This is a genomic window from Alkalimarinus coralli, assembly GCF_023650515.1.
GTDB classification, from domain to species: Bacteria; Pseudomonadota; Gammaproteobacteria; order Pseudomonadales; family Oleiphilaceae; genus Alkalimarinus; species Alkalimarinus coralli.
On sequence record NZ_CP096016.1, the window covers coordinates 4,169,102 to 4,193,656 of the forward strand.

Genomic DNA, 24,555 nt, shown 5'->3' on the forward strand with positions numbered 1-24,555 from the left:
CCAACAATAATCAGGTGAAGAACTCCATGTACTCCAAGGTAGCCATTGCTTTAATGATATTGCTGATGTCAGTCAGTGCCCATGCCCGTTATGTTAAAGATCGGGCGGGAAGCTGGGAAGGGACGTTGATGGCAAAGCATCAGGGTGAAGACACGATTGCCAGTAAAAATGGTTCAAAGTCAGCGTTTGATGAGAATACAGGGTGGGGGTTCACGCTTGGTTATAACATGGATAACCATTGGAACTTTGCTTGGGAGTTTTCCCATAACAACCCTAAATACAAGGCGGAATATTTAGATTCAAATGGAAATGCGAAGACCCTGAGTCATCGAAGTGATTTTTATACCAACAACGTTAATGTCACTTTTCACCTGCTAGAGGGCAATATAACCCCTTATGCTGTTTTAGGGGGTGGTTTTACTTACGTAGACTCCAATGTCAGTAATGGTGAGTATTACTGTAGTGGTTACTATTACTGGTACTGCTATTCGAACTCATACAGTACAACAGAATGGTCATATAGTGCCGCCCTGGGCCTGAGAGCGGATATTACCTCAAACGTGTTTGTTAGAGGCAGTTATGGTTACCAAAAGGTGGATATGGGGTCTGGTAGCAATAAGTCTGATGCTACTATTACACGCTTTGAGGCCGGAGTACGGTTTTAAATTCACTCAAGAGGCCGGTGTTGTGTCGTATTTATCTACCATAGAAATAGAACCTAAAACGAAAGCGGATGCCTCTGTTATCTGGTTACACGGCTTAGGTGCCAGCGGACATGACTTTGAACCTATCGTGCCTGAACTAAATCTACCTGAGCAGGCGGCGATACGGTTTATTCTGCCTCATGCGCCTTCGATTCCGGTAACCGTGAATGGCGGATTTATCATGCCTGCCTGGTACGATATTTTGGAAATGGACATTGACCGAAAAATCGACGAAGGACACCTGCTTCAGTCTGTCGATGAAGTTCATAAACTGATTCGGCGGGAGCAGGAGCGAGGTATTGCCAGTGAGCGAATTATCATTGTCGGATTTTCGCAAGGTGGAGCAGTAGGCTACCATGCTGCGTTGACTTATCCTGAAAAACTGGGTGGTTTGTTGGGCCTATCAACGTACTTCGCAACCGCACAGACGATTACCCCAAACCCGGTTAACAAGGACATCCCTATCAAGGTCTACCATGGTTCATTAGATCCGGTTGTTTCAGAAGCGTTAGGCCGAAAAGGCTATGAAGACCTTTTAGCTTTGGGATATCAGGCTGACTATGAGACTTATCCGATGGAGCATCAGGTTTGCCTTGAAGAGATTGAAGACATATCAGCGTGGTTGCAGCAGCGGTTGCTCTAATAGCAAAGCTGCTCAAACTCCATCGACACTGCACTATTATTGACTGTGGTTTTTTGAGTCTATTCATTTGAGTGTTTTAACCATTGAAGCATGGCTCGCTTAGCGGCATGCTATAAACAGTCTCAAACAATGTATGCCCGGAGTGAAGGTATGGATAGTTCTTTTGATCAGTATTTGGTCGCGACTCGCTTCTATGATTATGATAAACCAGCGGTTAAAGCGTGGGCTGATCAAGTGTTGGAAGGCGTGCCCGGTGACCCGGTTGAAGTTGCCAAAGCGCTATACCTGGCTGCACGGGATGATGTTAGCTACAACCCTTATGTGTTTTCGGACGATCCAAAAACCCTTAGCGCTAGCCACGTTCTGGAAACCCGGCAATCATACTGTATTCCGAAAGCCGTGCTTCTCGGCGCGGCTGCCCGCTACAAGGGGATTCCTGCCAGGCTGGGGTTGGCGGACGTTAAGAACCATCTATCCAGCCCTCGTCTGATTGAATGGCTCCGCTCGGATATATTTAGAATGCATGGCTATATAGAGCTCTACCTCAATGGTCAATGGGTTAAAGCGACTCCTGCATTTAACGCGCGGTTGTGCCGACTGATGAAAGTTGAGCCGCTGGCGTTTGACGGGGTTAACGACTCGATCTTCCAGGAATATACGGACGATGGTGCGCAGCACATGGAATATGTGAATGAGCATGGCGAGTTTGCAGACGTACCGATGGATTTTATCCTGGAAGGAATTCAGTCAGCTTACCCTCACCTGTTTGATAGTGATAACCAGCCTCGATCTGTGTCAGGTAATATGGAATCTGAACTTTTAAAATAGTGTTTTTTGGCAAAAAAAACTGAGCAAAATCTGAACAACGGAATATACTTAGGGAACCTACACTTCAATTATAATAATGAGGCTCCTTATGGAAAAGCAAACCTCTGGTTGGTTGGAAGAGTTCGGTGATTATATCTCTGGCGGGCTGACTGCGCTGCTGTGTCTTGATCTTGGCATGTTCTTTATTCATCTGATTTTAGAACGCAGTACTGAAGGCTATGGACTCAGTACGCTGCCTTTTATTATTGTCGCGCTGGTGTTATTCCATATCGAACGAATGTACCGCAGGCAGGCATCGCAAGACCACTAACCCCACCGGTTAAGGCAGGGTGTGCTCTGCAATTAGGCGACTGCTTGTTGTTGCTTTGCCATATACTGATTGGTCGCACTTAACATCGCGTTCAGAGATGCGGCGACGGTATCTTCGTGGATGGCAACACCAACGTATTGCTGACCTTCAATGCTGAGTTGCAGGTACGCCACGGCATCGGCGTCACTCCCTTCTTGTAAGGCGTGCTCGCTATACTCTTGAATACTCACTTGTACGCCGCAATGGCTGCGCAATGCCTGGGCGAACGCATCCATAACACCATGGCCTTCACCGGACACTTCAATGGCTTGAGCGTCAGAAATGAGCTGTGCATGCACCTGGTCATGGGTGGTTCGTTTTAGGTCAAATGCACCTAAGCGAAACGGTGACGGGTGATCGATGTAGGCATCGCTAAACAACTGCCACATATCTTCAGCTGAAACCTCTCCACCATTTAACTCCGCCTGTTGCTGCACGGCGCCACTAAAGGCAATTTGTAACCAGCGTGGTAACTGTACGCCATATACCTGTTCAAGCGCGTATGCAACCCCCCCTTTACCCGACTGAGAGTTCACCCGAATCACCTCTTGGTAACTTCGGCCAAGGTCTGTTGGGTCGATGGGCAAATAAGCGACTTGCCAGGGTTGTTCGGGGCTGGCATGTTGTTTTTGATTGTACTGTGCCAAGCACTTCTTAATGGCATCCTGGTGGCTACCCGAAAACGCAGTATAAACCAGCTCACCGGCATAAGGGTGTCTGGGGTGAACCGGTAGCTGGGTGCAGGCTTTGACTACCCGCACAATTTCATCCATGTCGGCTAAATATAATTCGGGGTCAATGCCCTGGCTGTACAGGTTCATCGCCATGGTAACGATATCCATATTCCCGGTGCGCTCTCCATTCCCCAGCATGGTGCCTTCAACTCGTTGTGCTCCGGCCATGACGGCCAGCTCTGCGGCGGCGACACCACAGCCTCTGTCATTGTGCGTATGCACGCTGATAATAATCGAATCGCGGTTACTGACGTGATTGCAAAACCACTCTATCTGGTCGGCGAAAACGTTGGGTGTTGCCATTTCAACAGTTGCAGGCAGATTAATAATCGCTGGTTTGTCGGGAGTTGGCTGCCAAACTGCGGTGACAGCATCAACTACTTCCACGGCAAAATCTAACTCGGTGCCGGTAAAGCTCTCAGGCGAGTACTGATAGACCCACTCTGTCTCCGGGTGTTTTTCTGCCAGCTCTTTGACTTTACGGGCACCGCGTACGGCGATATCAATAATGCCTTGTTTATCTAGTTTAAAGACCTGTTCTCGCTGAACGGTAGAGGTCGAGTTATATACATGCACAACGGCACGTTTGGCACCTTTCAAAGACTCAAAGGTACGTTCGATCAGCTCGGGCCGCGCCTGGGTCAAGACTTGCAGCGTGACATCGTCTGGCACCTGGTTCTCTTCAATCAACCACCTTACAAAGTCAAAGTCCGGCTGCGATGCTGCTGGAAAGCCAACTTCGATCTCCTTAAAACCCACTTTTACCAGCAAGGCGAAAAGCATCTGTTTTTGGCTTACGAACATGGGTTCAATCAGCGCCTGATTGCCATCACGCAGGTCGACACTGCACCAGTCTGGTGCTTGGGTAATGACGTTGTCGGGCCATGTCCGGTTGGCCAACTTTATCGGGGCGAAAGGACGGTACTTTTGATGATTGAACCCTGACATGAAAGGCAGCTCCTGTAATAAGATATCGAGAATAAATTATAGGGCTAATGATAGAGTGAATGATTGCAAAAATGCTTATTAATAAGTCTAATTTGGCAATAATTATCTTCAAATTAACTTTAAATTAGTGTTATATTGCTTGAATATAACAAATGTTAGATATTGACTGTATATTCTTCGTTTTCGTTTTCGTTTACAGCAGCAAGGTGGCTGGTAATGGTAAGTCTGGACAGGTTGGATCGTCGAATCCTCGAAGCACTGCAAAAAAATGGCAGCATTAGCAACCTTGAGTTGGCAGAACAGGTAGGGCTCTCGCCTTCCCCCTGCTCTCGCCGGGTTAAGCAGCTAGAAGAAAACGGGATTATCAACCGAACCGCAATACTGTTGAACCCGGAAGCGTTAGACCTTAAACTCACGGCCATCATTCAAGTCAGTATGGATCGCCATACGCCCGACCGGTTTGAGAACTTTGAACAAACGCTTGAAGGCTATCCAGAGGTCATGGCCTGCTCGCTTATTACCGGGCAAGCCGCAGACTATTTGATAGAAGTATTGGTGCCTGATATGGATGGTTATCAGGAGTTCCTGTTGGGCCGCTTAACTCGTATACCGGGGGTAAGCGGGGTTCATTCAAGTTTTGTTTTGCGTAAAATTATTGATCGAACAGAAATACCCCTTACTCACTTAAAATAACGATTCTTTAGAAGAGAGCTGTATATGTCAATTGCGTTACCTTTGCACCTGTTAGCCGCTGTTATCTGGGTTGGCGGTATGTTTTTCGCCTATGTTTGCCTTCGCCCTGTCGCTGCGACGGTATTTGAGCCCCCTCATCGGCTTCAGCTTTGGGCTCATGTGTTTGTAAAGTTCTTCACTTGGGTGTGGGCGGCGGTTATTACACTGATTGTGACAGGGCATGGCATGATTGCACTGTATGGCGGGTTTGGCAGCATCGGTAAGCATGTGCATATTATGCTGGGTATTGGCTATATTATGTTTCTGTTGTTTGCGCATCTTTATTTTGCGCCATTCAAACGACTAAAGACGGCTGTTGAAGCGGCTGACTGGGCTGTTGCGGGTAATAACCTAAACCAGATTAGAAAGATCGTCGGCATCAATCTGGTATTGGGGTTAGTGACAGTCGTAGTCGCGAGCGCTGGTAGGTATTTACTGTAGAACCTACATATTGCCTTGTGGTTGGTCGTAGCTACTGTTTATTGATGGTCCCGCTATGGCCCACTGCCACTCTCAAGGTCCTTTGTCACTCCCGGGTTCATTTGTCATTCCTTAGCTCCTTTGTCATTCCCGGGTTCCTTTGTCATTCCCGCGCAGGCGGGAATCCATAATAGACCGTTGAAGCAATTAGTTAAACGCAGGCGAGTAAAGTGTCGCCTGCTGATCTCTTGGTTGCACAACAAACCGATATTGCCGCTGCTCCCCATCAAACAGCGGGTTGTACCAGTAGCCACTGTATTCGGCCATGCTATAGTCACCCATCATCTCTAACATTGCCCACCTCTAGTCCCAGTGGGCTTAACACTACCTGATTGCAACTCTCAATAGCTCGCTGCTTGCCGGTTTATATTCAGGTGCTGGGCAGTGGCTTTAAGAAAGCAGAAAACAAGAGGGAAAGTTGATATGCTTAGGGAGAAGAAAACAGAGGTTATTATGATGCAAACAGCGAATATTAAAGAAACCGTTCATCAGCTCATTGATCAGCTACCTGATGACACGAGTTGGGAAAAAATCTTATATACCTTGCAAGTTCATCATGACATAGCGGCAGGGCTTGCCGATGTGGAAGCGGGACGAGTCGTCACAACCGATCAACTAAGAAAGGACTTGGGACTGACTAAATGACAGGAGTGGTATGGACATATCGAGCGCGAGGGCGCTTACAGGAAGTTTATCGAAAAATAGCCGAAGACCAGCCAAGTAATGCAAAACATTTTATTGAACGTCTTATTGAGCGAGGCGATAGCTTAGCCGAACAATCCTTCCGAGGCCGCATGGTGCCGGAATATGAAAACCCAACCATTCGGGAGGTTTTTGAAGGTGAATATAGAATCATCTACCAGACACAGGAGAGCATGATCGCGATATTGACGATACGCGGTTTTGCAGAATTGCTACCCTCCGACCCTGAGAAACTTTAGGCATTAGCAGCCAGTTACTGGGCTTGCGCACCATTATGTATTTCGTAACAGCTGCCTGTTCGCGCGAAGTATTAGTTAAACGCAGGCGAGTAAAAAGTCGCCTGCTGATCTCTTGGTTGCACAACAAACCGATATTGCCGCTGTTCCCCATCAAACAGCGGGTTGTACCAATAACCACTGTATTCGGCCATGCCATGGCCGGCGTCTTTTTTGATTAGCCTGACCGCCATATCGTAACCTTGGTCGTTGACCGCAACGCCATCGACTTTTAGTGGTGCCCATTGGCCATTATTCAGGCGTGACTCAATGCTGAGCAGTGGCTGGTGCAGTTCAATTTTTGAGGCGTTTACATCAACCCAGCTAAAGCGCCACTGACCTTCTTCGTTGACAGAGGCATGGTGGTAAACCGGCTTTTCGGTAATCACTCGCTGGCCTGCTGCCGGTGCATCTTGCGGTATAAACCTTTCTATATCAAAGTGGTATTCCCACTGCTCAGGTAGCTCTGTGACAGCCGTTGTTTTGCTGAACATATCCTTCGCCAGTTTGCTGGCATGTGCTGTGAGATAGGGTAGTGTCTGTTTGCCATAGAGCGTGTGTCCTCCCTCATAATACTGTCGCCCATACTCTTCCGGGGTGGTGACATAGCCGGTGTAACCACCGGCGAGGCTTGTAACCATAATATGTTTAACAGAAGCGTCATAGCTGTTAATGGCGTGTTTTACCGAGCTGGTCATGCGGTTGCCAGACTCTGTGGTGATCTCGAACGGCATAGGAACCATTACCAGGTCGTTAATTTTGACTAGCTGAAACAGCACATAATCAGGGAAGCTATCTTTGGGCTCCAACAGCGGTTGTAGCATCGAGAAACCTAAAATACGCTTGCGCCCCTGACAGTTGTCTTCCTCGTCGCCCCAGCGGCGGGAACCTTGTTTGAAGAAGGGAAGATAGCCGATAACCGGAGAAGTATGCTCCAGTGGTGCAGCGGCTAATGTCATACCGGCTGCTGCTTCGCCGCATATTTCATAGCCGTTGATGGTGTTGGCTTCCCGAATATTCACGTGTCGAATCGCTGTGGCGATATCAACCTGGTCGGTCAGTTTATTATCCAGCTGTTGATAGAGTAATGAGACCTTTTTTCCGATCCCCTGACCTATCCGCTTTGCTTCTATATAACCTGCCATGCCAAACCGTTGTGCTGGGGCTACATCCCCATGGGTGCCTTCAAAGGCAGAGACATGTATGTCTTCTGAAGGCCGATAAGTCTGAGTAATAAACTGTTCCCAATCCTTGTGGATATAGGCCCAGACATCGGCATTGAATAAGGTTTCCTCCTGAGGTAGTGCAGTGCCATGAATAGAGAAGCTGGCAAACGCGCCCATGGGTTCATACTGCCCGCTTTCGGAAAGCCCATCAATGCGCACCATATAGAGTGATGGATTGATTCGGTGGAAGGTTCGGTTGTCAGCAATGCTCTTGTTTTCAACGTTTTTATTCTCCACATGGGCCTGAATGGAGCGGTTGCGTGTTTGGCCCCAGATATCAATTTTACCCGTAGCGATCTTGGCGGGTCTTTGTTGTTGGTAGGCCTTGATTGCTGCTTCACTAATTTGCTTTACCAGAAAATCAAAGTAGCCACTGGCAAAGCCTGACTTGTGCGATATATGTTTGTTATAGAACTGGCTGCCTACAATTTGCCCAGGGGCTGAGTGCGAATGCGTGGCGGTCACGGTAAGGTTGCGGGCGCTGATGTCGGTCTGTTTTGCTAGCACTTCTCCGAGTCGGGTGTGAAGTATTCGAGAGCCTGTGGCCAAGTCGGTTTGAACGATAAGGTGGCTGTCACCCTCAACATCACGAAGATAGTAGACTCGGGCATAGAGCCGGGTACGAAAGCCCTCGCCAATGGTCGACCAGGTCGCATAACCCGCTCTGGGCAGGTAACCGGGGGGCGGTGTGATATCAACGGTTTCAGCACTGGCCATAAAATGTGAAGGGGGAGCACTTTTTACTGCTTCAATATTTTTGATGGTCAGCGTGCTGTGCTCAGAGCACGCAGTCAATAAACAGGCTAGTAAAAATAGAGATAGACGATACATCAGTGGTTTTAATCCTGTAAAACAAATACTCGCATGGAGAACAGGATTGTTACATCTGTGCCAAAAAATGACAATTTGTCACCTTTAGAAATGTGATAGTGGCTCAAAATATTGGCCACTATATTCCATTTCTTACTATATAGTCACTACCCTATATTCTATAATATACAATATGGGCAAAATGCGAAGTTCGATTAGTGTTTTAGCTGGTGATATGGCATGACGTTTATCTGGGACGTGAGTAGTGCTTTTTTCAGCGGGTTTTTATTGATGTATTCTTCGCCGGCAATGTTAAGTAAGCATGTGTGTTTGAACAACTGCCCAGATGCCTCGAAAACAAAATATAACTTACATGAGAGATCTGCTATTTAATTGCAACTTGATGAAGTGATGGTTACTCGGCCCTAAAATAAAAACCTGGATAATATTTTGATTGAAATGAAAATAGCATCTAAATGTCAAGTTCGAGCTGCGTTTAATAGCCTGTGCCGCTCTGGTAATACCATGCTGGCATTGATGTTAGGTTTTGCTTCATTAGCGTTAATTGGGTGTGGTGGTAGCGATGGAAATATTGCGAACCCAATTTTCAAAAAAGATGAGCGCTCTGCTACATTATCTTGGAACTTGCCAAACCTGCGTGCCGATGGCAGCGACCTCGAACTGTATGAAATTGAAACCTTCAAAATTTATCATACAACCGACGATGGTGCCGTTGAGGAAGTTCTTGAGGTTCCCGGTGATGAAACCGAGCTGAACCTTTCAGGGCTGAAAGCAGGTACTCACCTGTTTGCGGTCACAGTGGTTGATAGTAACGGGTTGGAAAGTAACTTTTCTAACACGGTAACCAAATCAATTCTGTAAAATATTATTGGATTACCGCCTTCATTTTGTTTAAACCCCGCCTTTCATTGTTTTATTAAATTATTAAACGCGATATACCTTTGTGAAACTATTTCAGGAGTGAATAGATGGCTTCCTCAAGCCTGTTAGCCTTAATTGATGATATTGCTACGTTATTGGATGATGTAGCGGCTATGTCCAAAATCGCCGCCAAGAAAACTACCGGTGTGTTGGGTGATGATCTGGCGCTCAATGCCGAACAAGTCTCAGGCGTGCGTGCTGAGCGAGAGCTACCGGTGGTGTGGGCGGTCGCGAAAGGTTCGTTTAAAAACAAGTTGATACTGGTACCAGCGGCGTTGTTGATCAGTGCGCTTTTACCTTCAGCGATCACCGTGCTGTTAATGATTGGTGGCGCGTACCTCTGTTATGAAGGGTTCGAGAAGCTGGCCCACAAGTTTCTACACAGTAAAGAGGAAGATCAGGCGGAGCATGCCAAGAAGCTCAAAGCGGTGTGTGATCCGACAGTCGATCTGGTCGCGATGGAAAAACAGAAAATTAAAGGAGCAATACGCACCGATTTCATTCTGTCTGCTGAAATTATTGTTATTTCTTTAGGTGCAATACAGAGCCAGCAAGCGACATTTGGTGTGCAGGTTGCGGTTATTTCAGTGTTGGCCATTGCCATTACAATTGGTGTTTATGGCATTGTTGCAGGGATTGTCAAAATGGATGATGCCGGGCTCTACTTGGTAAAAGACGAGGCGAGCAACGTATGGGGCTCCATTAAGCGAGCCGTCGGCCGTGGGCTTTTGAGCTTTGCCCCTTATCTGATGAAAACTCTCTCGGTAGTGGGTACGGCTGCAATGTTTATGGTCGGCGGTGGCATATTGATGCACGGCTTACCAATAGGCCATGAGCTTCCACACCTAGCGTCAGAAGCCGTGCATGCTTTACCGGTTCTGGGCGGTGCGCTCGCGGTTATAATGCCAACCTTAGTGAATGCTATTGCGGGGATTATTGCAGGCGGGATTGTTCTCGCGGGGGTTAAAGCATGTAGTAGTGTCTATGCAAAATTTAAAGGGGCTGAGCCTGCCTGATCAAGCCTGAACGACTACACCTGGAGACTACAGGCAATGCAATGAGCCCTCTAGCATGAGGGCTTTTGTTATTAACCCTTACGCTTATTCTTCCGCGCTTCTTTAGCTGCCTTTTTGGCTTCTTTCTCAGCCGCCAGTGCAATTTGCTCCTTCTCCACCATTTCCGGTGTTTCCAGTGTTAAGCGGCCAAGGGTGCCGTCTCTTAATTCATTGAGTATGATTTCAGATACTTTGTGAAGATTTATTCTCCCGCCTGAACCCAGGCAGCCTCGTTTTCGGCCAATGGCTTCCATCAGCTCGAAGTCACTGGCGGGCAATGTGTCCAGTTGATAGCGCTCCTTGACGGCTTGTGGGTAGGCGTTTAACAGAAACTCGGCGGCGTAGGATGCAACGTCTTCGTACTCAATGGCGGTGTCTTTTACGGCTCCGGTGACTGCCAGGCGATAACCGCAGCTTTCAGGCTCCAGTTTGGGCCATAGGAACCCGGGGGTATCTGACAGCACAATACCGTTTTGCAGGTTGATTTTTTGCTGGCGTTTGGTGACGGCGGGTTCGTTCCCCACTTTTGCGATAACCCGGCCTGCCAGGGTGTTAATAATGGTCGATTTACCCACATTGGGTATGCCCATGATCAAGGCTCTGATCAACAGTTCTGAATCAGCCTTTTCAGGCAGCATTTGGCGGCATAAGTCGAGCAGGTTTTTAATCTGTCCTGGCTGCTCTGAGGTGGTGGGAATAGCCTTTACGCCTTTTGATTTTTCTAGATAGGCGACCCATTGTTCGGTGAGTTCAGGGTCTGCCAGGTCACTCTTGTTGAGCACTTTTATACAGGGCTTGTCGCCTCTAAGCGAGTTGGCCAGAGGGTTTTCACTACTGAAAGGAATGCGCGCATCCAGCACTTCTATAATAAGATCAATTTGGGGCATGATCTCTCGAATCTCTTTACGGGCCTTGTGCATATGGCCGGGAAACCAGTTGATTGCCATGAGTATCCTTGAATAGCGTGCTAACGAGTGAGGTGTTGTAAAGCCGCTAGTTTAACTGTTGTAACGGTTATTCGAAACTGCCATTTTGGCCTGATAACCCAATGTTGTAGATATCAGCTTGATGGATCAGGCGATAAGGCGTAGCGTTACCGATAGATTCTAAACCAATAGCGGAGGTGGAATAGTGGCATTAGCAAAAGAAAAATCTGTACTGGTTATCGTTGATGTGCAAGGCAAGTTAGCCAGAATTATGTCAAATAGCGACGCTCTGATTGGCCAGCTTGGGGTGCTGATTGAAGGCGCAAAGTTATTGGATATGCCCATTATCTGGCTGGAACAACTGCCCGATAAATTAGGCCCGACGGTTGAATCGCTGGCGGAAAAACTGTTGCCAGAGCAACCGATCGCCAAATCCGCATTTAGCGGTTACGGTGAAGCCGCATTTCGCGAACGGCTGAAAAAGGAAGGGCGAACCCAGGTTATTCTGGCTGGTATTGAAACCCATGTTTGCGTCTATCAAACTGCACAAGACCTGCTGGAAAATGACTACAAGGTAACCGTCGTGGCTGATGCGGTCTCGTCACGATCAGAAGAAAATAAACAGATCGGCCTGCAAATGATGACGCAGCGTGGCGCAAAGTTAAGTTGCGTTGAAGCAGTGTTGTTTGAACTGCAACAGAAAGCAGAAGGCGAAGCATTTCGTGGTTTGATCAAGCTCATTAAGTAGTCGGAATTATGTGTGTCTATAGGCCGCTAACGTTGGTTCTTTAAATAACCGGTCAATTAAATAGCTCTTGAACGCTTTTAGCCGTTTGCAGTTACGCATATCGGGGTGGAAGAGCAGCCAGATCTCGCTGGGCGGCACTTGCTCAAGGGTAAATAATACCTTAAGTGCTGGTTTGGCTTGATCCGCGGGCAGAATGGCGATGCCTGCACCTGCTTCTGCAAGGGCTGACATGGACACCAGATCGTTGCCACTCGCTGCTATATTGGACGTAGGGGTGTTCGCATGTAGCCACTTAAAGGCGGGAAGGCTAGTTAAGTCTGTATGACAGCCAATCAGTTTGTGGGCGTTTAAATCAGCAACCCCTTCAGGTTGCCCAAAGCTCTGTATATATTGCTCTGAGGCATAGGCGGCCCACGGTAGTGTAAAAAGGTGTTTACCAACCACATCTTCCGGTGGTGATGAGCACGCCCTGATAGCAAGATCTGCTTCTTGCCTGGAAAGGTTACTGCTCTGATTGGAGACTTGTAAATTAACCACCACTTCACGATGTATCTGTTGAAATTCGGCGATGTACTTTGGTAAAAAGCGATATCCAAAGTTATGGGGAACAGTAAGATTTATCTGTCCTTGTAATGAACTCTTTTGGTTGTCTATTAACCTTTCAATATCGGCAACATGGCTAACCATGCGTTCAACATGAGTTAAGACCTCTTCCCCTATGCCAGATAGGTGGTAACTACCGGATTGCCTGACAAATAGTTTTGCCCCTAGTGCGTCTTCCAACCCGCTGACTTTTCTGAATACAGTAGAGTGATTAACCTTTAATATCGCCGCTGCTTTGGTCATCGAATGGCTGCGAGCGACCGCAACCAGATACTTCAAATCATCCCAGTTTAGATTATCTAACTTACTCATAAGCTACCCGCATATATTCTCACGACGCTATAAATAGCAGGATCTCAGCAACCGTCAATAGGCAAAAATGCAAATGCCTTTCTTTTTATTGCAAACATGGGGTTCTCAAAAGTCCAGTAGAATCAATGACACAGCAAACGGTAGTTAGACAAAACGGAGTGCCCTGCTATGAATCATCGTCAAACGAACGAACCTCAAATGAATGCCCCTCAACTGGAACTTGTCAGCCATCACCTGTGCCCTTACGTTCAGCGTGCTGTCATTATCCTGCTTGAGAAGAACATACCACACAAACGAACGTATATTGACCTGAACAGTAAACCAGAGTGGTTCAGTAAAATATCGGCGACTGGAAAAGTGCCACTGTTAATTGTTGATGATTGCCATATTTTGTTTGAGTCGATGGTGATTTGTGAATATCTGGATGAAATCACGCCGGGGTCACTGCATCCGGTATCGAGCTTGTCCAAAGCTCAGCACCGCGCCTGGAATGAGTTCGCATCCCAAATACTAAACAATATTGCCCAGCTTTATAACGCCAAAAAACGGCAGGATTTTATTGAGTCGAGTGAGCAATTAGCTAACAAGTTTCAGCGCCTGGAAAGAGAGGTGATACTGCCCTATTTCTCGGGGGATCAGTTCTGTATGACGGATGCCGCTTTCGGCCCTGTATTCAGGTATTTTGATGTGATGGAGCAGTATTTTGAGAAAGATATACTTTCTGGTTTAAACAAGACCAAACAGTGGAGAGAAACACTCGCACAGCGTGACTCTGTTCAGCAGGCTGTAGGCGCAGATTATTATGATCGCTTAACAGAGTTCCTGCTCAAAAGGCGAAGTTATATTTCAGACTGTATTCATGTCCCGCAGGCATCTATTGTTCTTTAAGTTTGATCATCTGGTTAATCTTAACTACTTTAATGACTCAGTCTGAAATCTCTTCACAATTACTGCGCTTACAAATACGGCGTTAAAAAATGACTCAAATTGCTCATTTATTACATATAAACTGCGCTTTTTCGCCATTTTTTGCCTTATCTTTGTTTCGCTCGTGACATCGTGAAAAGATCCCAGTCTTACTTTTGAATGGTTAAAAAGGATTTCTCTATGAGTCAAACGGTGGTTGTTACTGGTGCTAATAAAGGGATTGGGCTGGAATTTTGTGCCCACTACAAGAGCAAGGGAGCAACGGTTGTTGCGGTTTGTCGCTCTTTATCTGAGCCGCTGCAAGCACTGGATGTCGAGGTGGTGGAGGGTGTTGATGTTTCGACGGATCAAGGTATCGGTCATTTAACAGAGGTGTTAAACGGCAGATCTATTGATATTTTGATCAATAACGCGGGTATTTTCTCTAACCAAACCCTTGCTGATCTTGATTTTTCCGAAGTATCACGCCAGTTTGAAGTTAATGCGGTTGGACCATTGCGAGTAACCCATGCACTTCAGGGGCAACTCAACCGTGGTGCCAAAGTCGCCTTGGTCACCAGCCGAATGGGGTCTATCACTGACAACACTTCGGGTGCCTACTACGGATATCGCATGTCTAAAGCCGCTCTTAATGCGGCGGGCATGTCTCTGGCTAATGATCTTAAGCCTAAAGGCGTAGCGGTTGCGATCCTGCACCCTGGGTTTGTTCAAACCTCAATGGTGGGTTATGCCGGTGATATTTCGCCCGCAACCGCAGCGGAGCGTTTGGCGCAACGTATTGAAGAACTTACACTGGAAAGCAGTGGCACATTCTGGCACTCAAATGGTGATGTCTTGCCTTGGTAAGGTTTGCTCCAAATAATGTGCGAGACCTTTGTGCGATGCAGTGAACGCAATCATTGTTCAAAGGTTCCGCCACAATTAAAAGGTGAATCTGATGGAACTCTCGGTCGAATTAAGTTTTTATCCACTTCAGGATCAGTATAAAAAGCCAATACTGGCGTTTATTGAGCGCTTAAAACAGGAGCTTTCTATTGAGGTCATTCCTAATCGAATGAGCACGCAATTGTTTGGTGAGTACGATCAGGTGATGTCTGCACTGAGTCGCCTGATGAAAAACTCTTTTGAACAATACGGCACGGCGGTTTTTGTGGCCAAGTTTATTAATAGCGATCGCCGCCCAAAGGGGTAATCTCAGTGAATGCGCCTTGAGCTTTTTGGGGGCTTAAGCAAACTCTTCGACTTGCTGGGTTTTTAACAACACTTTTACGATATCCGAGTAAGTGATGATGCCCTGTAGTGTATTGTTCTCGATAATGACCACACCATCCAGCCTGTTTTCCAGCATAACCTGTGCTATTTCGTATATGTCCGTATCAGGCGTGGCGGATAAGAGTGTTCGCTGGCAGAACATCTCAAGCGTAACATCTCTATCTGGGGTCGCGGCTTCAAATAAATACGGAAGGATGTTCTTTTCTGATAACAATCCCGCCAGTTGATTCTTCTCGTCTGTGATGAGCAGGTGGCTAATACTATGATGCCGCATCAACCTCCAGGCGTCACTAAGTGAGCTGCTAATAGGTATCGTGATAACAGGTTTTGACATGATTGACCCGGCTGGCGTCAGGGCCTGCTGCTCCGTTGCCTGATCACGTGTTTCCGAATAAGCGGTTGCGGCTATTTGGTTTTCCCGCTCGGCCTCTGAGTGCTCCTCGCCCTCTTGCGGTTGCTGATAGTTTTCAGGGGTAGGCGTTAGTTTCCGATGCGTTTTTTGAATCTCGTTCATTTCATCAGGGTCAAGAATCTGCCTGATACGATATTTATCAGCGAGGGGGGTTACTATTCCACGAGAGGGTTCATGAACAAAAAATACAGCCATCTAACTCCCATTACCTTGGTGCTTGTGGTTTGGTTTAGTGGTATCGCCTTATCTTGCGATATGGCTTGCGACACTGTAATCACAGCGCTAGCAGGGCCGACCTATATAAATACTATCGGCTGATTGCTTAAACCCTTGAGTTTAGCTGCACAGCCTTAAAAATCGTTCAATAGATAACAGGTCTTCGCATGATATAGACCGTCACCGATGCCCCAATCAGAGCAAGCAATAGAGCTGACCATAGTTTGGCGATCAATACGGCTGAAAGCACCATACTGAGCCACATAATAATCAGAATGCGATTTCTTACTTTTATTGGGAGACCTTCACCATTGCTCCAGGTGCTGACAATAGGCCCAAGTTTTGGATGTGATATCAACCAGTTATGAAAAAGGGGGGAAGAGCGGCTAAAGCACCATGCTGCTAATAGTATAAAAGGCGTTGTTGGAAGCAGAGGCAGAAAAATCCCAATCACACCGAGTATGACGCTGAGCCATCCTAAAATGATAACAAGATAACGTGTAGAACCCATTACTCGCCGCCTCTTTACCCATCTCAACTTTACCCATTTTAACCACATGGGTTAATAAAGATTACATATGTTCCAGCATAGCATATGGCTAGCCACCCGCGCGAGTCATTTACAAAACCGTGCGTGTTGGCGATGTTGGTATGACTATGCCTGAAAAATTAAGGCTAGCTTACATACAATTAATGACCTAAAATTAGCTCTAAATATCATTCTTTTTTGAGGTTGTTATGAGACAGGTGCTAGCTGATTGCTCTGCAAGTATTTCTGAGCTAAAGAAAAACCCTACCGCCCTTCTGAATGAATCCGCTGGAGCTCCAATTGCAATACTTAACCACAATAAGCCGGCTGCTTATTTAGTTCCTGCTGAAACATATGAATGGCTGATGGATATGCTTGACGATCAGGAACTTGCTAAACTGGTGGAGCAGCGTGTGGCTAAAAAGGATCAAGCCGTGGAAGTCTCGTTAGATGACCTATAAATTAAAGTTTCTGCCTGCTGCCCTTAAAGAGTGGAAGAAATTAGCTTCACCAATCCAAAGTCAATTCAAAAAGAAACTATCTGAGCGCCTTGAAAACCCAAGAGTGCCATCAGCTAAACTGAGTGGTTTTGATTCGGTATATAAAATAAAACTCCGCACAGCAGGTTATCGCCTGGCTTATGAAGTTGTTGATGATGAGGTAGTAGTGTATGTATTAGTTGTAGGTAAACGTGATAAGGGTAAGGTTTACCAAAAGCTTAAAGGTAGAATCTAGAATCAGCGGCTCAATAGGGATGTCAACTACTACGCTGCCCTCCGTAATTGCCACCCACTAACCGAGCGCTGGTATGACTATGGCGGCTTACTCAACTTTCATCGCACTGACTGTACCAAATAGGTGCTCTGCTTCACTTTTGATTTTTTGACTATTGTCGGCAATGGTCTCAGTGTTCAAGTACACTTGGCGGGTATCGGCCTGAATCAGCTGGATATTGTTGTTGATTTCACCGGAGGTCTGGCTCTGCTGTTCTGCCGCCGCAGCAATCATCATATTCTTATCGGTCACCTGAGTGACGATATCACTAATTTCTTCAATCGATGTGGCTGCGCCTTCTGCAGAGGCTACGCACTCGTCAGCCCTTGTGCGGCTACTTTCCATGGTTTGATTAATCGTGGTGGTTTCTTGTTGAATACTTGAAACCACGGTTTGGATCTGGTCTGTGGCTTCCTGTGCATGAATAGCCAGCTTTCTGACTTCATCAGCTACTACCGCAAAGCCCCGGCCCGACTCGCCTGCTCTTGCCGCTTCTATCGCGGCATTCAGTGCCAAGAGGTTAGTCTGGTCGGCGATGGCTCTAATTTCTTCCGTTGCACTTTCAATCTTTTGGCTGTCTGCATTCAGTGCCGATACCATTTCAGCGGCACTGGAGATGTCGCCGCTTAACTGTGTAATCGCCTGTTTGGTTTTCTGAACTAATTGGGCTCCTTCCTGGCTCTTTTTCGAAGCCGTTTCGGATATATGGTGGGTTTCGACTGCTCTTTGTGAAATCTCATCGGCTGCGGTGCTCATTTGCAGCATCGCTGAGGCAAGCTGGTCAGACTGCGCTGATTGATGATCCATTCCTTCCCGGGTATCCGCTGACACCTGTGAAAGCGAACTTGATGTAAGGCTCAGTGTTTCTGCTGACTGGCGAATCGTTTTGATGGTGTTCATTCTGCCGTCTTGCATCAGGTTAAATGCAGCTGCCATTTGGCCAACCTCATCTGATGAATCGATAGCGACTCGAGCGGTAAGGTCTTTTTTGTTTTGAACATGCAGCATGACATTTTTGAGTTTGTTGATGTGCCGTTCGACAAAACTAATCAGCAACTGCGATGCGACCAGTAGCGCAGACATCAAAATAAACGTCACCAGCGCATAACGCGCAGCCTCATTTTTGAATACCTGCCAAAAAGAAGGTGAATGGGTGATAAGCCCAACATAGGTTCCGTTGCTAGAATGCTGGGTGATAGTTGCAATGGCGATGGGGGTATCGGCCAGCAGCCCCGGTGCATTGATATGTTGCTTTATACGCCCTTTGTTGGCTAGCGCCTTTTTAATGAATGCAGAAGGCACCTTGAGAGCGTTAGGCGAGACGATATTTGATTGCTGGTCGACCACAAAGAAGTTTTGAGTGTTGCGAATAGCGTTGATTAATTCAACCGCATCCATCCCCTGAGCCATTGCAACCGTTTGCGCCACTTGCTGCTTAGAGGACTCAATGTTGCCAGCCAGGCGCTGCTCGGTTTCTGTGTGCATGGCATACAGTGAAAGCAGGCAAACCGCAGCAAACGAAACAGCATTAACTAACCAAAATTTGTATTTTAATTTAAGATTTAAAAGAATCCGGAGCATATATCTTACGACTTTAAAGGTAGTTTGTTGGTTGGCGATATACCATTAAGGATTATAGCGGCTTTGCGAAGCGTTTCTTCAGTGTAATTTTGCGTGTTTTTGTAATACACGGTATGGGGTGATGTTCTTGCGCTTCTACGCACCAGCTACGATAATGACGGCCTTTTTTACTGCCCCCTTTCAGAGGACATTGACATGATCATCGATAAAAACAAGGTTGTAAGTTTCCACTACCGTTTAGCAGAAGAGGGTGGGAAGGAGATCGAAAACTCTTATGATGGTGAGCCCGTACTGTTCCTGCATGGGCACAAAAATATCGTAACGGGCCTTGAAAAGGCGATGGAAGGGAAACAGGCCGGTGAGCAGTTTTCAGTCACGGTTCCACCGTCAGAAGGTTATGGTGAGCGTAATGAAGCTAACCAGCAGCGTATTCCGATTAAGCACCTGCATGGCGACAAAAAGTCGAAGGCAAAACTCCGCCCAGGTATGGTTGTTTCTGTAGAGACCGAGCAAGGGCCTCGCCAGGTTACCGTTGTCAAGGCGGGTAAGTTTAACGTTGACGTCGACAGCAACCACCCGCTAGCAGGCCGAACGTTGGTATTTGATGTTGAAGTGGTTGATGTTCGGGAAGCAACCGATGAAGAAAAATCACACGGCCATGCTCACGGTGTGGGTGGCCACCAGCACTAAAAGCTTGCAGCTCATCTAAATTTGCAACCGTAACGAGGCATAGAGATTTTCTGTGCCTCGTTATGGCCATGGGCCATCCCCTCTCCAGCACTAAAACGTTCCTTTCCAGCCCCTTTTCAGCCCCTTTCGTACCTAAACCTATCTTAATACTGTTGGCCCCGAAGTGTGTTAATGTAGATGCTACGCGTAATCTGTAGTTAAGGAAGGAAATTATCGTGGGAAAACAACATAAAGGTTCTTGTCTTTGCGGTACCGTCGAATATGAGTTGTCGGGCGAATTTCAGTCATTCTTTCTGTGCCACTGTAGTCGTTGTCAAAAGGATACTGGGTCAGCCCACGCCGCTAATTTGTTTGCTCAATCGTCGAGGTTAACCTGGACTCAAGGGGGCAGTAGCGTTAAGACTTTTCAGTATCCGAATAGCCGTCATGCTAAAAGCTTCTGCCAAAATTGTGGCTCGGCGCTACCTACGGTTGCTGAAAATATAAAGTGTATTGTCGTTCCTGCTGGTAGTCTTGATAGCCAAGTGCCTATTTTGCCAACGGCTAAAATTTTTGTTGGTAGTTGTGCAAATTGGTCAAAAGACTTAGTGAATGTTCCTGGCTACGAAAAACTTCCCGGGTAAGTTAAGAATTCAAGGAACTAGTTAAAACTCGGAACCATTACCATTTATGGCGAGATTGCACGCACGCCAAACAGAGAGTGACACGATGAATATTTCAAGGAAAAGGTTAAGCGGTGCAGTGGAGGAAAACATCATTTCCTCCGAGCAGGCCAACGCCCTTTTTGAATACTTTCAGGCCAAATCTCAGGATGTGCCACGTTTTACCTTTACTCATGTGCTTTATTATTTGGGTGGGTTAATTGCGATTGGTGCAATGACTCTGTTTATGAATCTAGGCTGGGAGTCGTTTGGTGGTGCCGGCGTGGTTTCAATTTCGCTTCTCTATGCCGCAATCGGTCTGAAAATAACGAATACTCTTTCAGCAAAGAGCCTGAATATTCCTGCCGGAATTTGTGCAACGTTTGTTGTCTGTTTAACCCCATTAGCCATTTATGGCCTTCAACAATGGCTGGGTGTCTGGCCCGATGACACGGTATATCGAGAGTACCATCGGTATATCAAGTGGCACTGGCTCTATATGGAGTTTGGGACGCTCGTAGTTGGCGTTGCCATCGCCTGGAAATATAAATACCCGTTTTTAATCATGCCTATTGCTGTGACGCTGTGGTATATGTCGATGGATATTACGGCAATGATTTCAGGGGGGGACAATACCTGGGCATTGCGAAAACTGGTTTCATTATATTCTGGACTGCTGATGATCGGTCTCGCTTTCTGGGTTGACGTAAGATCCAGGCGAAAAGTTGATTATGCCTTTTGGATTTACATCTTTGGCGTGATGGCATTCTGGGGTGGTTTGTCCGCCCAGAACTCGGACAGTGAGCTCTCTAAGTTCCTGTATTTCTGTATTAACCTTGCGATGATCGGTGTGGGGGTATTACTTATCCGCAGAGTTTTTGTGGTGTTTGGTGCTATGGGCAGTTGTGGCTATCTAGCGCATCTGGCTTCTGATGTATTTAAAGATAGCTGGTTATTCCCCATTACATTGACGGCTATCGGGCTTGGCATTGTCTATCTTGGCATTCTTTGGCAAAAGCATGAAAAAGCCATCACTGAAAAGTCGAGACAAATGCTTCCGGCCCCGTTGCGAGAGTTACTTGAGGAAAACGCGTGAGCTTTGTTTTAGCGATTGACATTGTTCCAGTAGCCTTCCTGGCTATTTGATGACCTTAACTCTGAGACCCCTCCATGATTAGAAAACTGCCCAAATGGGTCGAGCATGGCTCATTTTTACTTGCACTGGTTGCCGGGTTGGTGAATTCGGTTGGATTGCTTGGGTTCAAGCACCAGTCAATTTCTCATCTCTCTGGTACTGCCACACTACTCGGAACGGGAATTGCCAACTCGACGTTCAGTGAACTCTTCCATCTGTCTCTTGTTCTTTTGAGTTTTCTGTTTGGCGCGGCTATATCCGGCTATTTTTTACGCAGTGGAGCCTTAAAGTTAGGGCGTAATTACAGTGGCCTTCTTGTTATAGAGTCAGCGCTTCTTTTTTGTGCTGTTTATTTCTTAACTAAAAACTCACTATACGGGCATTATCTGGCCTCTAGCGCTTGTGGGTTACAGAATGCGCTTGCCACGACGTATAGTGGTGCCGTTGTCAGGACAACCCATGTGACCGGTATTTTCACAGACTTGGGCATTATGCTCGGGGCAAAATTGCGAGGGGAGCCATTCGACAAAAGAAAGGGCTTGTTGTTTATGCTCATCATTGGCGGGTTTATTCTGGGGGGCACAATCGGCGCGTATCTATTCAGTATGTTGACGTTTTACGCGCTATTTGCTCCTGCGGGTATTTGCCTGGTGCTGGCATCGTCGTATTCAATTTACCGTGCAAGGGTTGTTCGTTAGGCATTGCGCATTGAAGGGGGAGTCGTGCCGTTTACGCCAATTCATATGGGGCCTGGGATTTTAATTAAAGCTGTGTTGCAAGGCAGTTTTAGCCATGTTTTTTAGATAGCATCATGCACGCAGATGTAGAGCCTTTCTTTCCTTGGCGTAATAAAGGTGCTTAACAAGAACTCATTGTTTGGTTAGCATCTATGCTTAGGCTTCTAAGGTACGTCTGTATAACAATATGAACTTGGTTTTACGCGCCAGAAAGGACTCATTATGATCATCGTGTACGGCATTAAAGAACACTTAAACCCAATAAAATCCAAGTTATCTCAGGTCATTCATGGCTGCATGCAGTCGGCACTGGGCATGCCAGAAGATAAACGTGCCCACCGCTTTATACCTATGGCGAAGGATGACTTTTATTACCCTGGTGGGCGTTCTGATGCCTATACGGTAATTGAAATTAATATGATGCAAGGCCGAGAAAAAGAGACTCAAAAAGCACTCATCAAGTCTTTGTTTGCTGAAATCGAACGCCAAGTTGGTATTTCCCCAATAGACATTGAAATAACCATTAAGGAACAGCCAGCCCACTGTTGGGGGTTTCGAGGAATGACTGGGGATGAAGCAAAGTTAAATTACAATATCGATGTATAAGTGTGTGATGTTGGGCTTTTTCTGGAATATGAACAATAGGTCACATGTAGCCTTGTATATGGGGGATTTTGAATAAGGTACCAAATTTTGATTGATGACGTTATTGGTCATAGCGTGTTATTTCATTATTATCGAGCGTCATTAATTGAATCAGTTTGGGGTGTACAAAGAGCTTTTCTTTACCCACTTGTATTTCGTTCAATACCCCAATCTCTACTAGTTGCTTGAGATAAACTGATGCAGTTTGGCGCTTGGCAATATCCTTCTCTACCAAGTTTGCTATTCGACAATACGGCTGTTCAAAAATCACTTGCACCAACTCATGACTATAGATCTTGGGTAAAGCCTCTCTGATAAAGTCACCAGTATGCTCCATCAATTTACGAACAGCGGCTATTTTCTGCGTCGTCCAATTGGCTGTTTGCTCGACAGCTTTCAGCATATATAAAATCCACTCTTCCCAAGCCCCATCACTCGTGACTTTCGTCAGCAAACGATAGTATTCGGCTCTGTTTTGCAAGATATATCGGCTTAGGTACAGAATCGGCAGGGTTAACAACCTCTGCTCTATCAGGTAAAGCATATTCAGAATGCGCCCTGTCCGGCCATTGCCATCAGTAAAGGGGTGAATTGCCTCAAATTGATAGTGGCTGACCGCCATTTTGATTAAGGGATCTGTTTTAGTTAAAGGATCCTCTTCTTCTGCATGTATAAACTGCTCCCAATTAGCCAACAAGTCACGTAGACGCGTCTCTCCGGCAGGTGGAGTATAAATAGTTTGGCCCGTTGCCTGGTTGCTTAATGTGGTACCTGGTACTTTTCGGATATCCATGTGTGTGGCTTTAATGGTGCTACACACCTGCACTGCAGTATTAGTACACAAGGGCCTCTCGCTTAACTGAACGAAACCTTCATATAAAGCAGTTCTGTACTGTAAAGCCTCTTTGGTGGAAGGGTCAGCTGCAGTTTCTTCTTGAGCGTACTGGAATAACTTATCAGACGTTGTAACTATATTCTCAATTTCGGTACTGTCTTTCGCTTCGAGTAGAGGCAGCAAGTTAATCAATAGCGCTTGATTAGGTAATAACTCACCCGCCTGCTTCAACTCCGCCAGGGCTGCCCGCGCAGAAATACACGCTTTTAAAACAGTAATGGATTCAGTGGCGTCCTTTGGCGGGGGAAGCAATGGGATATCATTGAAAGGCTGGTCTGGCTGCCATGTCATGTTTATTTTTTCCATTTATTTCGACATAAAGCGAGTATATGTCGATTGCATCGACACGTAAACATAACATGTCGATATTTTTCTATTTTATCGACATGTTATGTTTGATATGTATATAAAGTCGCTTTTTCTATACATGTTTTACTTGGTGATAATGCTTCGTACTAAAACATTGAAGGCAGGATGAAATAAACTCAGTCAATATCCATTGTTTTGAGGGGCTTGATAATATGGGTTAGCCCATGGATATGAACTTCTAAAGCGAGCTTTAATAAGTGGCCTAGTGCCCCCTCGGGAAAGCCTTTTTTTGCAAACCAAAGCAGATACTCTTCAGGCAGATCAATTAGCACGCGGCCACTGTATTTGCCGAAGGGCATCTTCACTTTAGCCAGTTTGACCAAATCTTGTTTATCAAACATTACTGAGCGATAAGTGCGGGTTGGTCAAATTTGATGCCATCCCAGCCAGAGACCATAAAGGTTCTGATATTCGCATGATCTGTACCCTCCGGGTTCTTCAGAACATCATCACGGTAATACTTACCAAAGCAAGCGAGCATCTCTTCATCAGATAACTGGTTAATTAAACCGAAAGAAAACAGCTTGCACGAGCCCTCATTACTGCCGGCTTCGTTAACGACCTCGCCATTCAAAAAACGAGTAGGCTGGTATTGATAGTTGTCTGCAATGACGGAGATGACCTGATCAAACTCAACTATTTCAGGTGCGCTTTCCAGCTGTTCTATCAATTGATCTTCAGTCATTGTAATGCCCTTTTGAGTCTGTATATTAGT

32 protein-coding genes are annotated in these 24,555 nt (G+C 46.3%); 21 read left to right on the forward strand and 11 right to left on the reverse strand.

The window, feature by feature from the left end; translation table 11 throughout:
* Window positions 1-26 precede the first annotated feature (26 nt).
* From MY523_RS18665 to MY523_RS18680, 4 genes are all read left to right on the forward strand, one after another.
* Window positions 27-665, forward strand: coding sequence for an outer membrane beta-barrel protein (locus MY523_RS18665; protein ID WP_250656187.1), 639 nt, complete (start codon window positions 27-29; stop codon window positions 663-665).
* Window positions 625-1,347: an alpha/beta hydrolase gene (locus tag MY523_RS18670; RefSeq protein ID WP_338021690.1), complete on the forward strand. Its 723-nt coding sequence runs from the start codon at window positions 625-627 to the stop codon at window positions 1,345-1,347. The genes MY523_RS18665 and MY523_RS18670 overlap by 41 nt, the downstream gene beginning before the upstream one ends.
* Before the next feature lie 150 nt (window positions 1,348-1,497).
* Complete coding sequence (locus MY523_RS18675; protein ID WP_250656188.1) at window positions 1,498-2,175, forward strand: transglutaminase-like domain-containing protein; 678 nt, start codon at window positions 1,498-1,500, stop codon at window positions 2,173-2,175.
* A gap of 88 nt (window positions 2,176-2,263) precedes the next feature.
* Window positions 2,264-2,485, forward strand: coding sequence for a hypothetical protein (locus MY523_RS18680; RefSeq protein WP_250656189.1), 222 nt, complete (start codon window positions 2,264-2,266; stop codon window positions 2,483-2,485).
* A gap of 32 nt (window positions 2,486-2,517) precedes the next feature.
* Here the strand turns inward: MY523_RS18680 and leuA are convergent, their stop codons facing one another.
* Complete coding sequence (gene leuA, locus MY523_RS18685; protein ID WP_250656190.1) at window positions 2,518-4,206, reverse strand: 2-isopropylmalate synthase; 1,689 nt, start codon at window positions 4,204-4,206, stop codon at window positions 2,518-2,520.
* Between the two features lie 216 nt (window positions 4,207-4,422).
* On the opposite strand from leuA, the gene MY523_RS18690 reads away from it, so the two are divergent.
* Window positions 4,423-4,899 (forward strand): Lrp/AsnC family transcriptional regulator, encoded by a 477-nt coding sequence (locus tag MY523_RS18690; RefSeq protein ID WP_250656191.1) that lies wholly within the window; start codon window positions 4,423-4,425, stop codon window positions 4,897-4,899.
* Between the two features lie 24 nt (window positions 4,900-4,923).
* Complete coding sequence (locus MY523_RS18695; RefSeq protein WP_250656192.1) at window positions 4,924-5,379, forward strand: CopD family protein; 456 nt, start codon at window positions 4,924-4,926, stop codon at window positions 5,377-5,379.
* A gap of 186 nt (window positions 5,380-5,565) precedes the next feature.
* On the opposite strand, the gene MY523_RS18700 is transcribed toward MY523_RS18695, so the two are convergent.
* A complete protein-coding gene (locus MY523_RS18700; protein WP_250656193.1) occupies window positions 5,566-5,712 on the reverse strand; it encodes a hypothetical protein in 147 nt (48 codons plus the stop codon).
* Window positions 5,713-5,802: 90 nt separating this feature from the next.
* On the opposite strand from MY523_RS18700, the gene MY523_RS18705 reads away from it, so the two are divergent.
* Window positions 5,803-6,063, forward strand: coding sequence for a hypothetical protein (locus MY523_RS18705; protein WP_250656194.1), 261 nt, complete (start codon window positions 5,803-5,805; stop codon window positions 6,061-6,063).
* The gene (locus tag MY523_RS18710) at window positions 6,060-6,359 is read left to right on the forward strand and encodes a type II toxin-antitoxin system RelE/ParE family toxin (RefSeq protein ID WP_250656195.1); all 300 of its coding nucleotides are present in this window, start codon (window positions 6,060-6,062) and stop codon (window positions 6,357-6,359) included. Before MY523_RS18705 ends, MY523_RS18710 begins: the two co-directional genes overlap by 4 nt.
* Before the next feature lie 71 nt (window positions 6,360-6,430).
* Here MY523_RS18710 and MY523_RS18715 read toward each other — a convergent pair whose 3' ends face one another.
* Window positions 6,431-8,452, reverse strand: coding sequence for a neutral/alkaline non-lysosomal ceramidase N-terminal domain-containing protein (locus MY523_RS18715; protein WP_250656196.1), 2,022 nt, complete (start codon window positions 8,450-8,452; stop codon window positions 6,431-6,433).
* A gap of 429 nt (window positions 8,453-8,881) precedes the next feature.
* On the opposite strand from MY523_RS18715, the gene MY523_RS18720 reads away from it, so the two are divergent.
* A complete protein-coding gene (locus tag MY523_RS18720; RefSeq protein ID WP_250656197.1) occupies window positions 8,882-9,313 on the forward strand; it encodes a fibronectin type III domain-containing protein in 432 nt (143 codons plus the stop codon).
* Between the two features lie 107 nt (window positions 9,314-9,420).
* Complete coding sequence (locus MY523_RS18725; RefSeq protein ID WP_250656198.1) at window positions 9,421-10,389, forward strand: DUF808 domain-containing protein; 969 nt, start codon at window positions 9,421-9,423, stop codon at window positions 10,387-10,389.
* Between the two features lie 71 nt (window positions 10,390-10,460).
* Here the strand turns inward: MY523_RS18725 and ylqF are convergent, their stop codons facing one another.
* The gene (gene ylqF / locus MY523_RS18730; RefSeq protein ID WP_250656199.1) at window positions 10,461-11,375 is read right to left on the reverse strand and encodes a ribosome biogenesis GTPase YlqF; all 915 of its coding nucleotides are present in this window, start codon (window positions 11,373-11,375) and stop codon (window positions 10,461-10,463) included.
* Window positions 11,376-11,559: 184 nt separating this feature from the next.
* Between ylqF and MY523_RS18735 the strand changes: the two genes are divergently transcribed.
* Window positions 11,560-12,102: a hydrolase gene (locus MY523_RS18735; RefSeq protein ID WP_250656200.1), complete on the forward strand. Its 543-nt coding sequence runs from the start codon at window positions 11,560-11,562 to the stop codon at window positions 12,100-12,102.
* A 6-nt stretch (window positions 12,103-12,108) separates the two neighbouring features.
* On the opposite strand, the gene MY523_RS18740 is transcribed toward MY523_RS18735, so the two are convergent.
* Entirely contained in the window at window positions 12,109-13,017 is a 909-nt protein-coding gene (locus MY523_RS18740; RefSeq protein WP_250656201.1) for a LysR family transcriptional regulator, read from the reverse strand.
* A gap of 168 nt (window positions 13,018-13,185) precedes the next feature.
* On the opposite strand from MY523_RS18740, the gene MY523_RS18745 reads away from it, so the two are divergent.
* From MY523_RS18745 to MY523_RS18755, 3 genes are all read left to right on the forward strand, one after another.
* Window positions 13,186-13,905 (forward strand): glutathione S-transferase family protein, encoded by a 720-nt coding sequence (locus tag MY523_RS18745; protein ID WP_250656202.1) that lies wholly within the window; start codon window positions 13,186-13,188, stop codon window positions 13,903-13,905.
* A gap of 219 nt (window positions 13,906-14,124) precedes the next feature.
* Window positions 14,125-14,790, forward strand: a complete 666-nt coding sequence (locus MY523_RS18750) for an SDR family oxidoreductase (protein WP_250656203.1) — start codon at window positions 14,125-14,127, stop codon at window positions 14,788-14,790.
* A 91-nt stretch (window positions 14,791-14,881) separates the two neighbouring features.
* Entirely contained in the window at window positions 14,882-15,136 is a 255-nt protein-coding gene (locus MY523_RS18755; protein ID WP_250656204.1) for a hypothetical protein, read from the forward strand.
* A gap of 33 nt (window positions 15,137-15,169) precedes the next feature.
* Here the strand turns inward: MY523_RS18755 and MY523_RS18760 are convergent, their stop codons facing one another.
* Both MY523_RS18760 and MY523_RS18765 read right to left on the reverse strand, forming a co-directional pair.
* Window positions 15,170-15,823, reverse strand: coding sequence for a CBS domain-containing protein (locus MY523_RS18760; RefSeq protein WP_250656205.1), 654 nt, complete (start codon window positions 15,821-15,823; stop codon window positions 15,170-15,172).
* Between the two features lie 166 nt (window positions 15,824-15,989).
* Window positions 15,990-16,355 carry a YbaN family protein gene (locus tag MY523_RS18765; protein ID WP_250656206.1) on the reverse strand — a complete coding sequence of 122 codons (366 nt, stop codon included), beginning with the start codon at window positions 16,353-16,355 and terminating at the stop codon, window positions 15,990-15,992.
* Between the two features lie 227 nt (window positions 16,356-16,582).
* Between MY523_RS18765 and MY523_RS18770 the strand changes: the two genes are divergently transcribed.
* Window positions 16,583-16,834, forward strand: a complete 252-nt coding sequence (locus MY523_RS18770) for a type II toxin-antitoxin system Phd/YefM family antitoxin (protein ID WP_250656207.1) — start codon at window positions 16,583-16,585, stop codon at window positions 16,832-16,834.
* Entirely contained in the window at window positions 16,824-17,108 is a 285-nt protein-coding gene (locus MY523_RS18775; RefSeq protein ID WP_250656208.1) for a type II toxin-antitoxin system RelE family toxin, read from the forward strand. Before MY523_RS18770 ends, MY523_RS18775 begins: the two co-directional genes overlap by 11 nt.
* A gap of 87 nt (window positions 17,109-17,195) precedes the next feature.
* Here the strand turns inward: MY523_RS18775 and MY523_RS18780 are convergent, their stop codons facing one another.
* Window positions 17,196-18,728: a methyl-accepting chemotaxis protein gene (locus tag MY523_RS18780; RefSeq protein WP_250656209.1), complete on the reverse strand. Its 1,533-nt coding sequence runs from the start codon at window positions 18,726-18,728 to the stop codon at window positions 17,196-17,198.
* Between the two features lie 195 nt (window positions 18,729-18,923).
* Between MY523_RS18780 and MY523_RS18785 the strand changes: the two genes are divergently transcribed.
* The 5 genes from MY523_RS18785 (at window position 18,924) to MY523_RS18805 (ending at window position 22,537) form a co-directional block, all read left to right on the forward strand.
* On the forward strand, window positions 18,924-19,418 hold the full coding sequence (locus tag MY523_RS18785; protein ID WP_250656210.1) for an FKBP-type peptidyl-prolyl cis-trans isomerase: 495 nt from the start codon (window positions 18,924-18,926) through the stop codon (window positions 19,416-19,418).
* A 215-nt stretch (window positions 19,419-19,633) separates the two neighbouring features.
* On the forward strand, window positions 19,634-20,041 hold the full coding sequence (locus tag MY523_RS18790) for a GFA family protein (protein ID WP_250656211.1): 408 nt from the start codon (window positions 19,634-19,636) through the stop codon (window positions 20,039-20,041).
* Between the two features lie 85 nt (window positions 20,042-20,126).
* Entirely contained in the window at window positions 20,127-21,155 is a 1,029-nt protein-coding gene (locus MY523_RS18795; RefSeq protein ID WP_250656212.1) for a DUF2157 domain-containing protein, read from the forward strand.
* Window positions 21,156-21,229: 74 nt separating this feature from the next.
* The gene (locus MY523_RS18800) at window positions 21,230-21,892 is read left to right on the forward strand and encodes a YoaK family protein (protein WP_250656213.1); all 663 of its coding nucleotides are present in this window, start codon (window positions 21,230-21,232) and stop codon (window positions 21,890-21,892) included.
* Between the two features lie 261 nt (window positions 21,893-22,153).
* Entirely contained in the window at window positions 22,154-22,537 is a 384-nt protein-coding gene (locus MY523_RS18805) for a tautomerase family protein (RefSeq protein WP_250656214.1), read from the forward strand.
* Between the two features lie 100 nt (window positions 22,538-22,637).
* Here the strand turns inward: MY523_RS18805 and fic are convergent, their stop codons facing one another.
* The 3 genes from fic to MY523_RS18820 form a co-directional block, all read right to left on the reverse strand.
* Entirely contained in the window at window positions 22,638-23,762 is a 1,125-nt protein-coding gene (fic, locus tag MY523_RS18810; protein ID WP_250656215.1) for a protein adenylyltransferase Fic, read from the reverse strand.
* Between the two features lie 194 nt (window positions 23,763-23,956).
* Window positions 23,957-24,181: a DUF3820 family protein gene (locus tag MY523_RS18815; RefSeq protein WP_250656216.1), complete on the reverse strand. Its 225-nt coding sequence runs from the start codon at window positions 24,179-24,181 to the stop codon at window positions 23,957-23,959.
* Window positions 24,181-24,525, reverse strand: a complete 345-nt coding sequence (locus MY523_RS18820) for a HopJ type III effector protein (RefSeq protein WP_250656217.1) — start codon at window positions 24,523-24,525, stop codon at window positions 24,181-24,183. Before MY523_RS18820 ends, MY523_RS18815 begins: the two co-directional genes overlap by 1 nt.
* Window positions 24,526-24,555 lie beyond the last annotated feature (30 nt).

Bases quoted from the DNA above. Each gene is read 5' to 3' on its own strand.
- MY523_RS18665 (WP_250656187.1), top strand. From the start codon at position 27: ATGTACTCCAAGGTAGCCATTGCTTTAATGATATTGCTGATGTCAGTC.
- MY523_RS18700 (WP_250656193.1), bottom strand. From the start codon at position 5,712: ATGTTAGAGATGATGGGTGACTATAGCATGGCCGAATACAGTGGCTAC.
- MY523_RS18710 (WP_250656195.1), top strand. From the start codon at position 6,060: ATGACAGGAGTGGTATGGACATATCGAGCGCGAGGGCGCTTACAGGAA.
- MY523_RS18820 (WP_250656217.1), bottom strand. From the start codon at position 24,525: ATGACTGAAGATCAATTGATAGAACAGCTGGAAAGCGCACCTGAAATA.
- MY523_RS18750 (WP_250656203.1), top strand. From the start codon at position 14,125: ATGAGTCAAACGGTGGTTGTTACTGGTGCTAATAAAGGGATTGGGCTG.
- MY523_RS18675 (WP_250656188.1), top strand. From the start codon at position 1,498: ATGGATAGTTCTTTTGATCAGTATTTGGTCGCGACTCGCTTCTATGAT.
- MY523_RS18690 (WP_250656191.1), top strand. From the start codon at position 4,423: ATGGTAAGTCTGGACAGGTTGGATCGTCGAATCCTCGAAGCACTGCAA.
- MY523_RS18740 (WP_250656201.1), bottom strand. From the start codon at position 13,017: ATGAGTAAGTTAGATAATCTAAACTGGGATGATTTGAAGTATCTGGTT.
- ylqF (WP_250656199.1), bottom strand. From the start codon at position 11,375: ATGGCAATCAACTGGTTTCCCGGCCATATGCACAAGGCCCGTAAAGAG.
- fic (WP_250656215.1), bottom strand. From the start codon at position 23,762: ATGACATGGCAGCCAGACCAGCCTTTCAATGATATCCCATTGCTTCCC.
- MY523_RS18745 (WP_250656202.1), top strand. From the start codon at position 13,186: ATGAATCATCGTCAAACGAACGAACCTCAAATGAATGCCCCTCAACTG.
- MY523_RS18795 (WP_250656212.1), top strand. From the start codon at position 20,127: ATGAATATTTCAAGGAAAAGGTTAAGCGGTGCAGTGGAGGAAAACATC.
- MY523_RS18670 (WP_338021690.1), top strand. From the start codon at position 625: ATGCTACTATTACACGCTTTGAGGCCGGAGTACGGTTTTAAATTCACT.
- leuA (WP_250656190.1), bottom strand. From the start codon at position 4,206: ATGTCAGGGTTCAATCATCAAAAGTACCGTCCTTTCGCCCCGATAAAG.
- MY523_RS18680 (WP_250656189.1), top strand. From the start codon at position 2,264: ATGGAAAAGCAAACCTCTGGTTGGTTGGAAGAGTTCGGTGATTATATC.
- MY523_RS18715 (WP_250656196.1), bottom strand. From the start codon at position 8,452: ATGTATCGTCTATCTCTATTTTTACTAGCCTGTTTATTGACTGCGTGC.
- MY523_RS18770 (WP_250656207.1), top strand. From the start codon at position 16,583: ATGAGACAGGTGCTAGCTGATTGCTCTGCAAGTATTTCTGAGCTAAAG.
- MY523_RS18800 (WP_250656213.1), top strand. From the start codon at position 21,230: ATGATTAGAAAACTGCCCAAATGGGTCGAGCATGGCTCATTTTTACTT.
- MY523_RS18785 (WP_250656210.1), top strand. From the start codon at position 18,924: ATGATCATCGATAAAAACAAGGTTGTAAGTTTCCACTACCGTTTAGCA.
- MY523_RS18760 (WP_250656205.1), bottom strand. From the start codon at position 15,823: ATGGCTGTATTTTTTGTTCATGAACCCTCTCGTGGAATAGTAACCCCC.
- MY523_RS18765 (WP_250656206.1), bottom strand. From the start codon at position 16,355: ATGGGTTCTACACGTTATCTTGTTATCATTTTAGGATGGCTCAGCGTC.
- MY523_RS18780 (WP_250656209.1), bottom strand. From the start codon at position 18,728: ATGCTCCGGATTCTTTTAAATCTTAAATTAAAATACAAATTTTGGTTA.
- MY523_RS18805 (WP_250656214.1), top strand. From the start codon at position 22,154: ATGATCATCGTGTACGGCATTAAAGAACACTTAAACCCAATAAAATCC.
- MY523_RS18775 (WP_250656208.1), top strand. From the start codon at position 16,824: ATGACCTATAAATTAAAGTTTCTGCCTGCTGCCCTTAAAGAGTGGAAG.
- MY523_RS18755 (WP_250656204.1), top strand. From the start codon at position 14,882: ATGGAACTCTCGGTCGAATTAAGTTTTTATCCACTTCAGGATCAGTAT.
- MY523_RS18815 (WP_250656216.1), bottom strand. From the start codon at position 24,181: ATGTTTGATAAACAAGATTTGGTCAAACTGGCTAAAGTGAAGATGCCC.
- MY523_RS18725 (WP_250656198.1), top strand. From the start codon at position 9,421: ATGGCTTCCTCAAGCCTGTTAGCCTTAATTGATGATATTGCTACGTTA.
- MY523_RS18695 (WP_250656192.1), top strand. From the start codon at position 4,924: ATGTCAATTGCGTTACCTTTGCACCTGTTAGCCGCTGTTATCTGGGTT.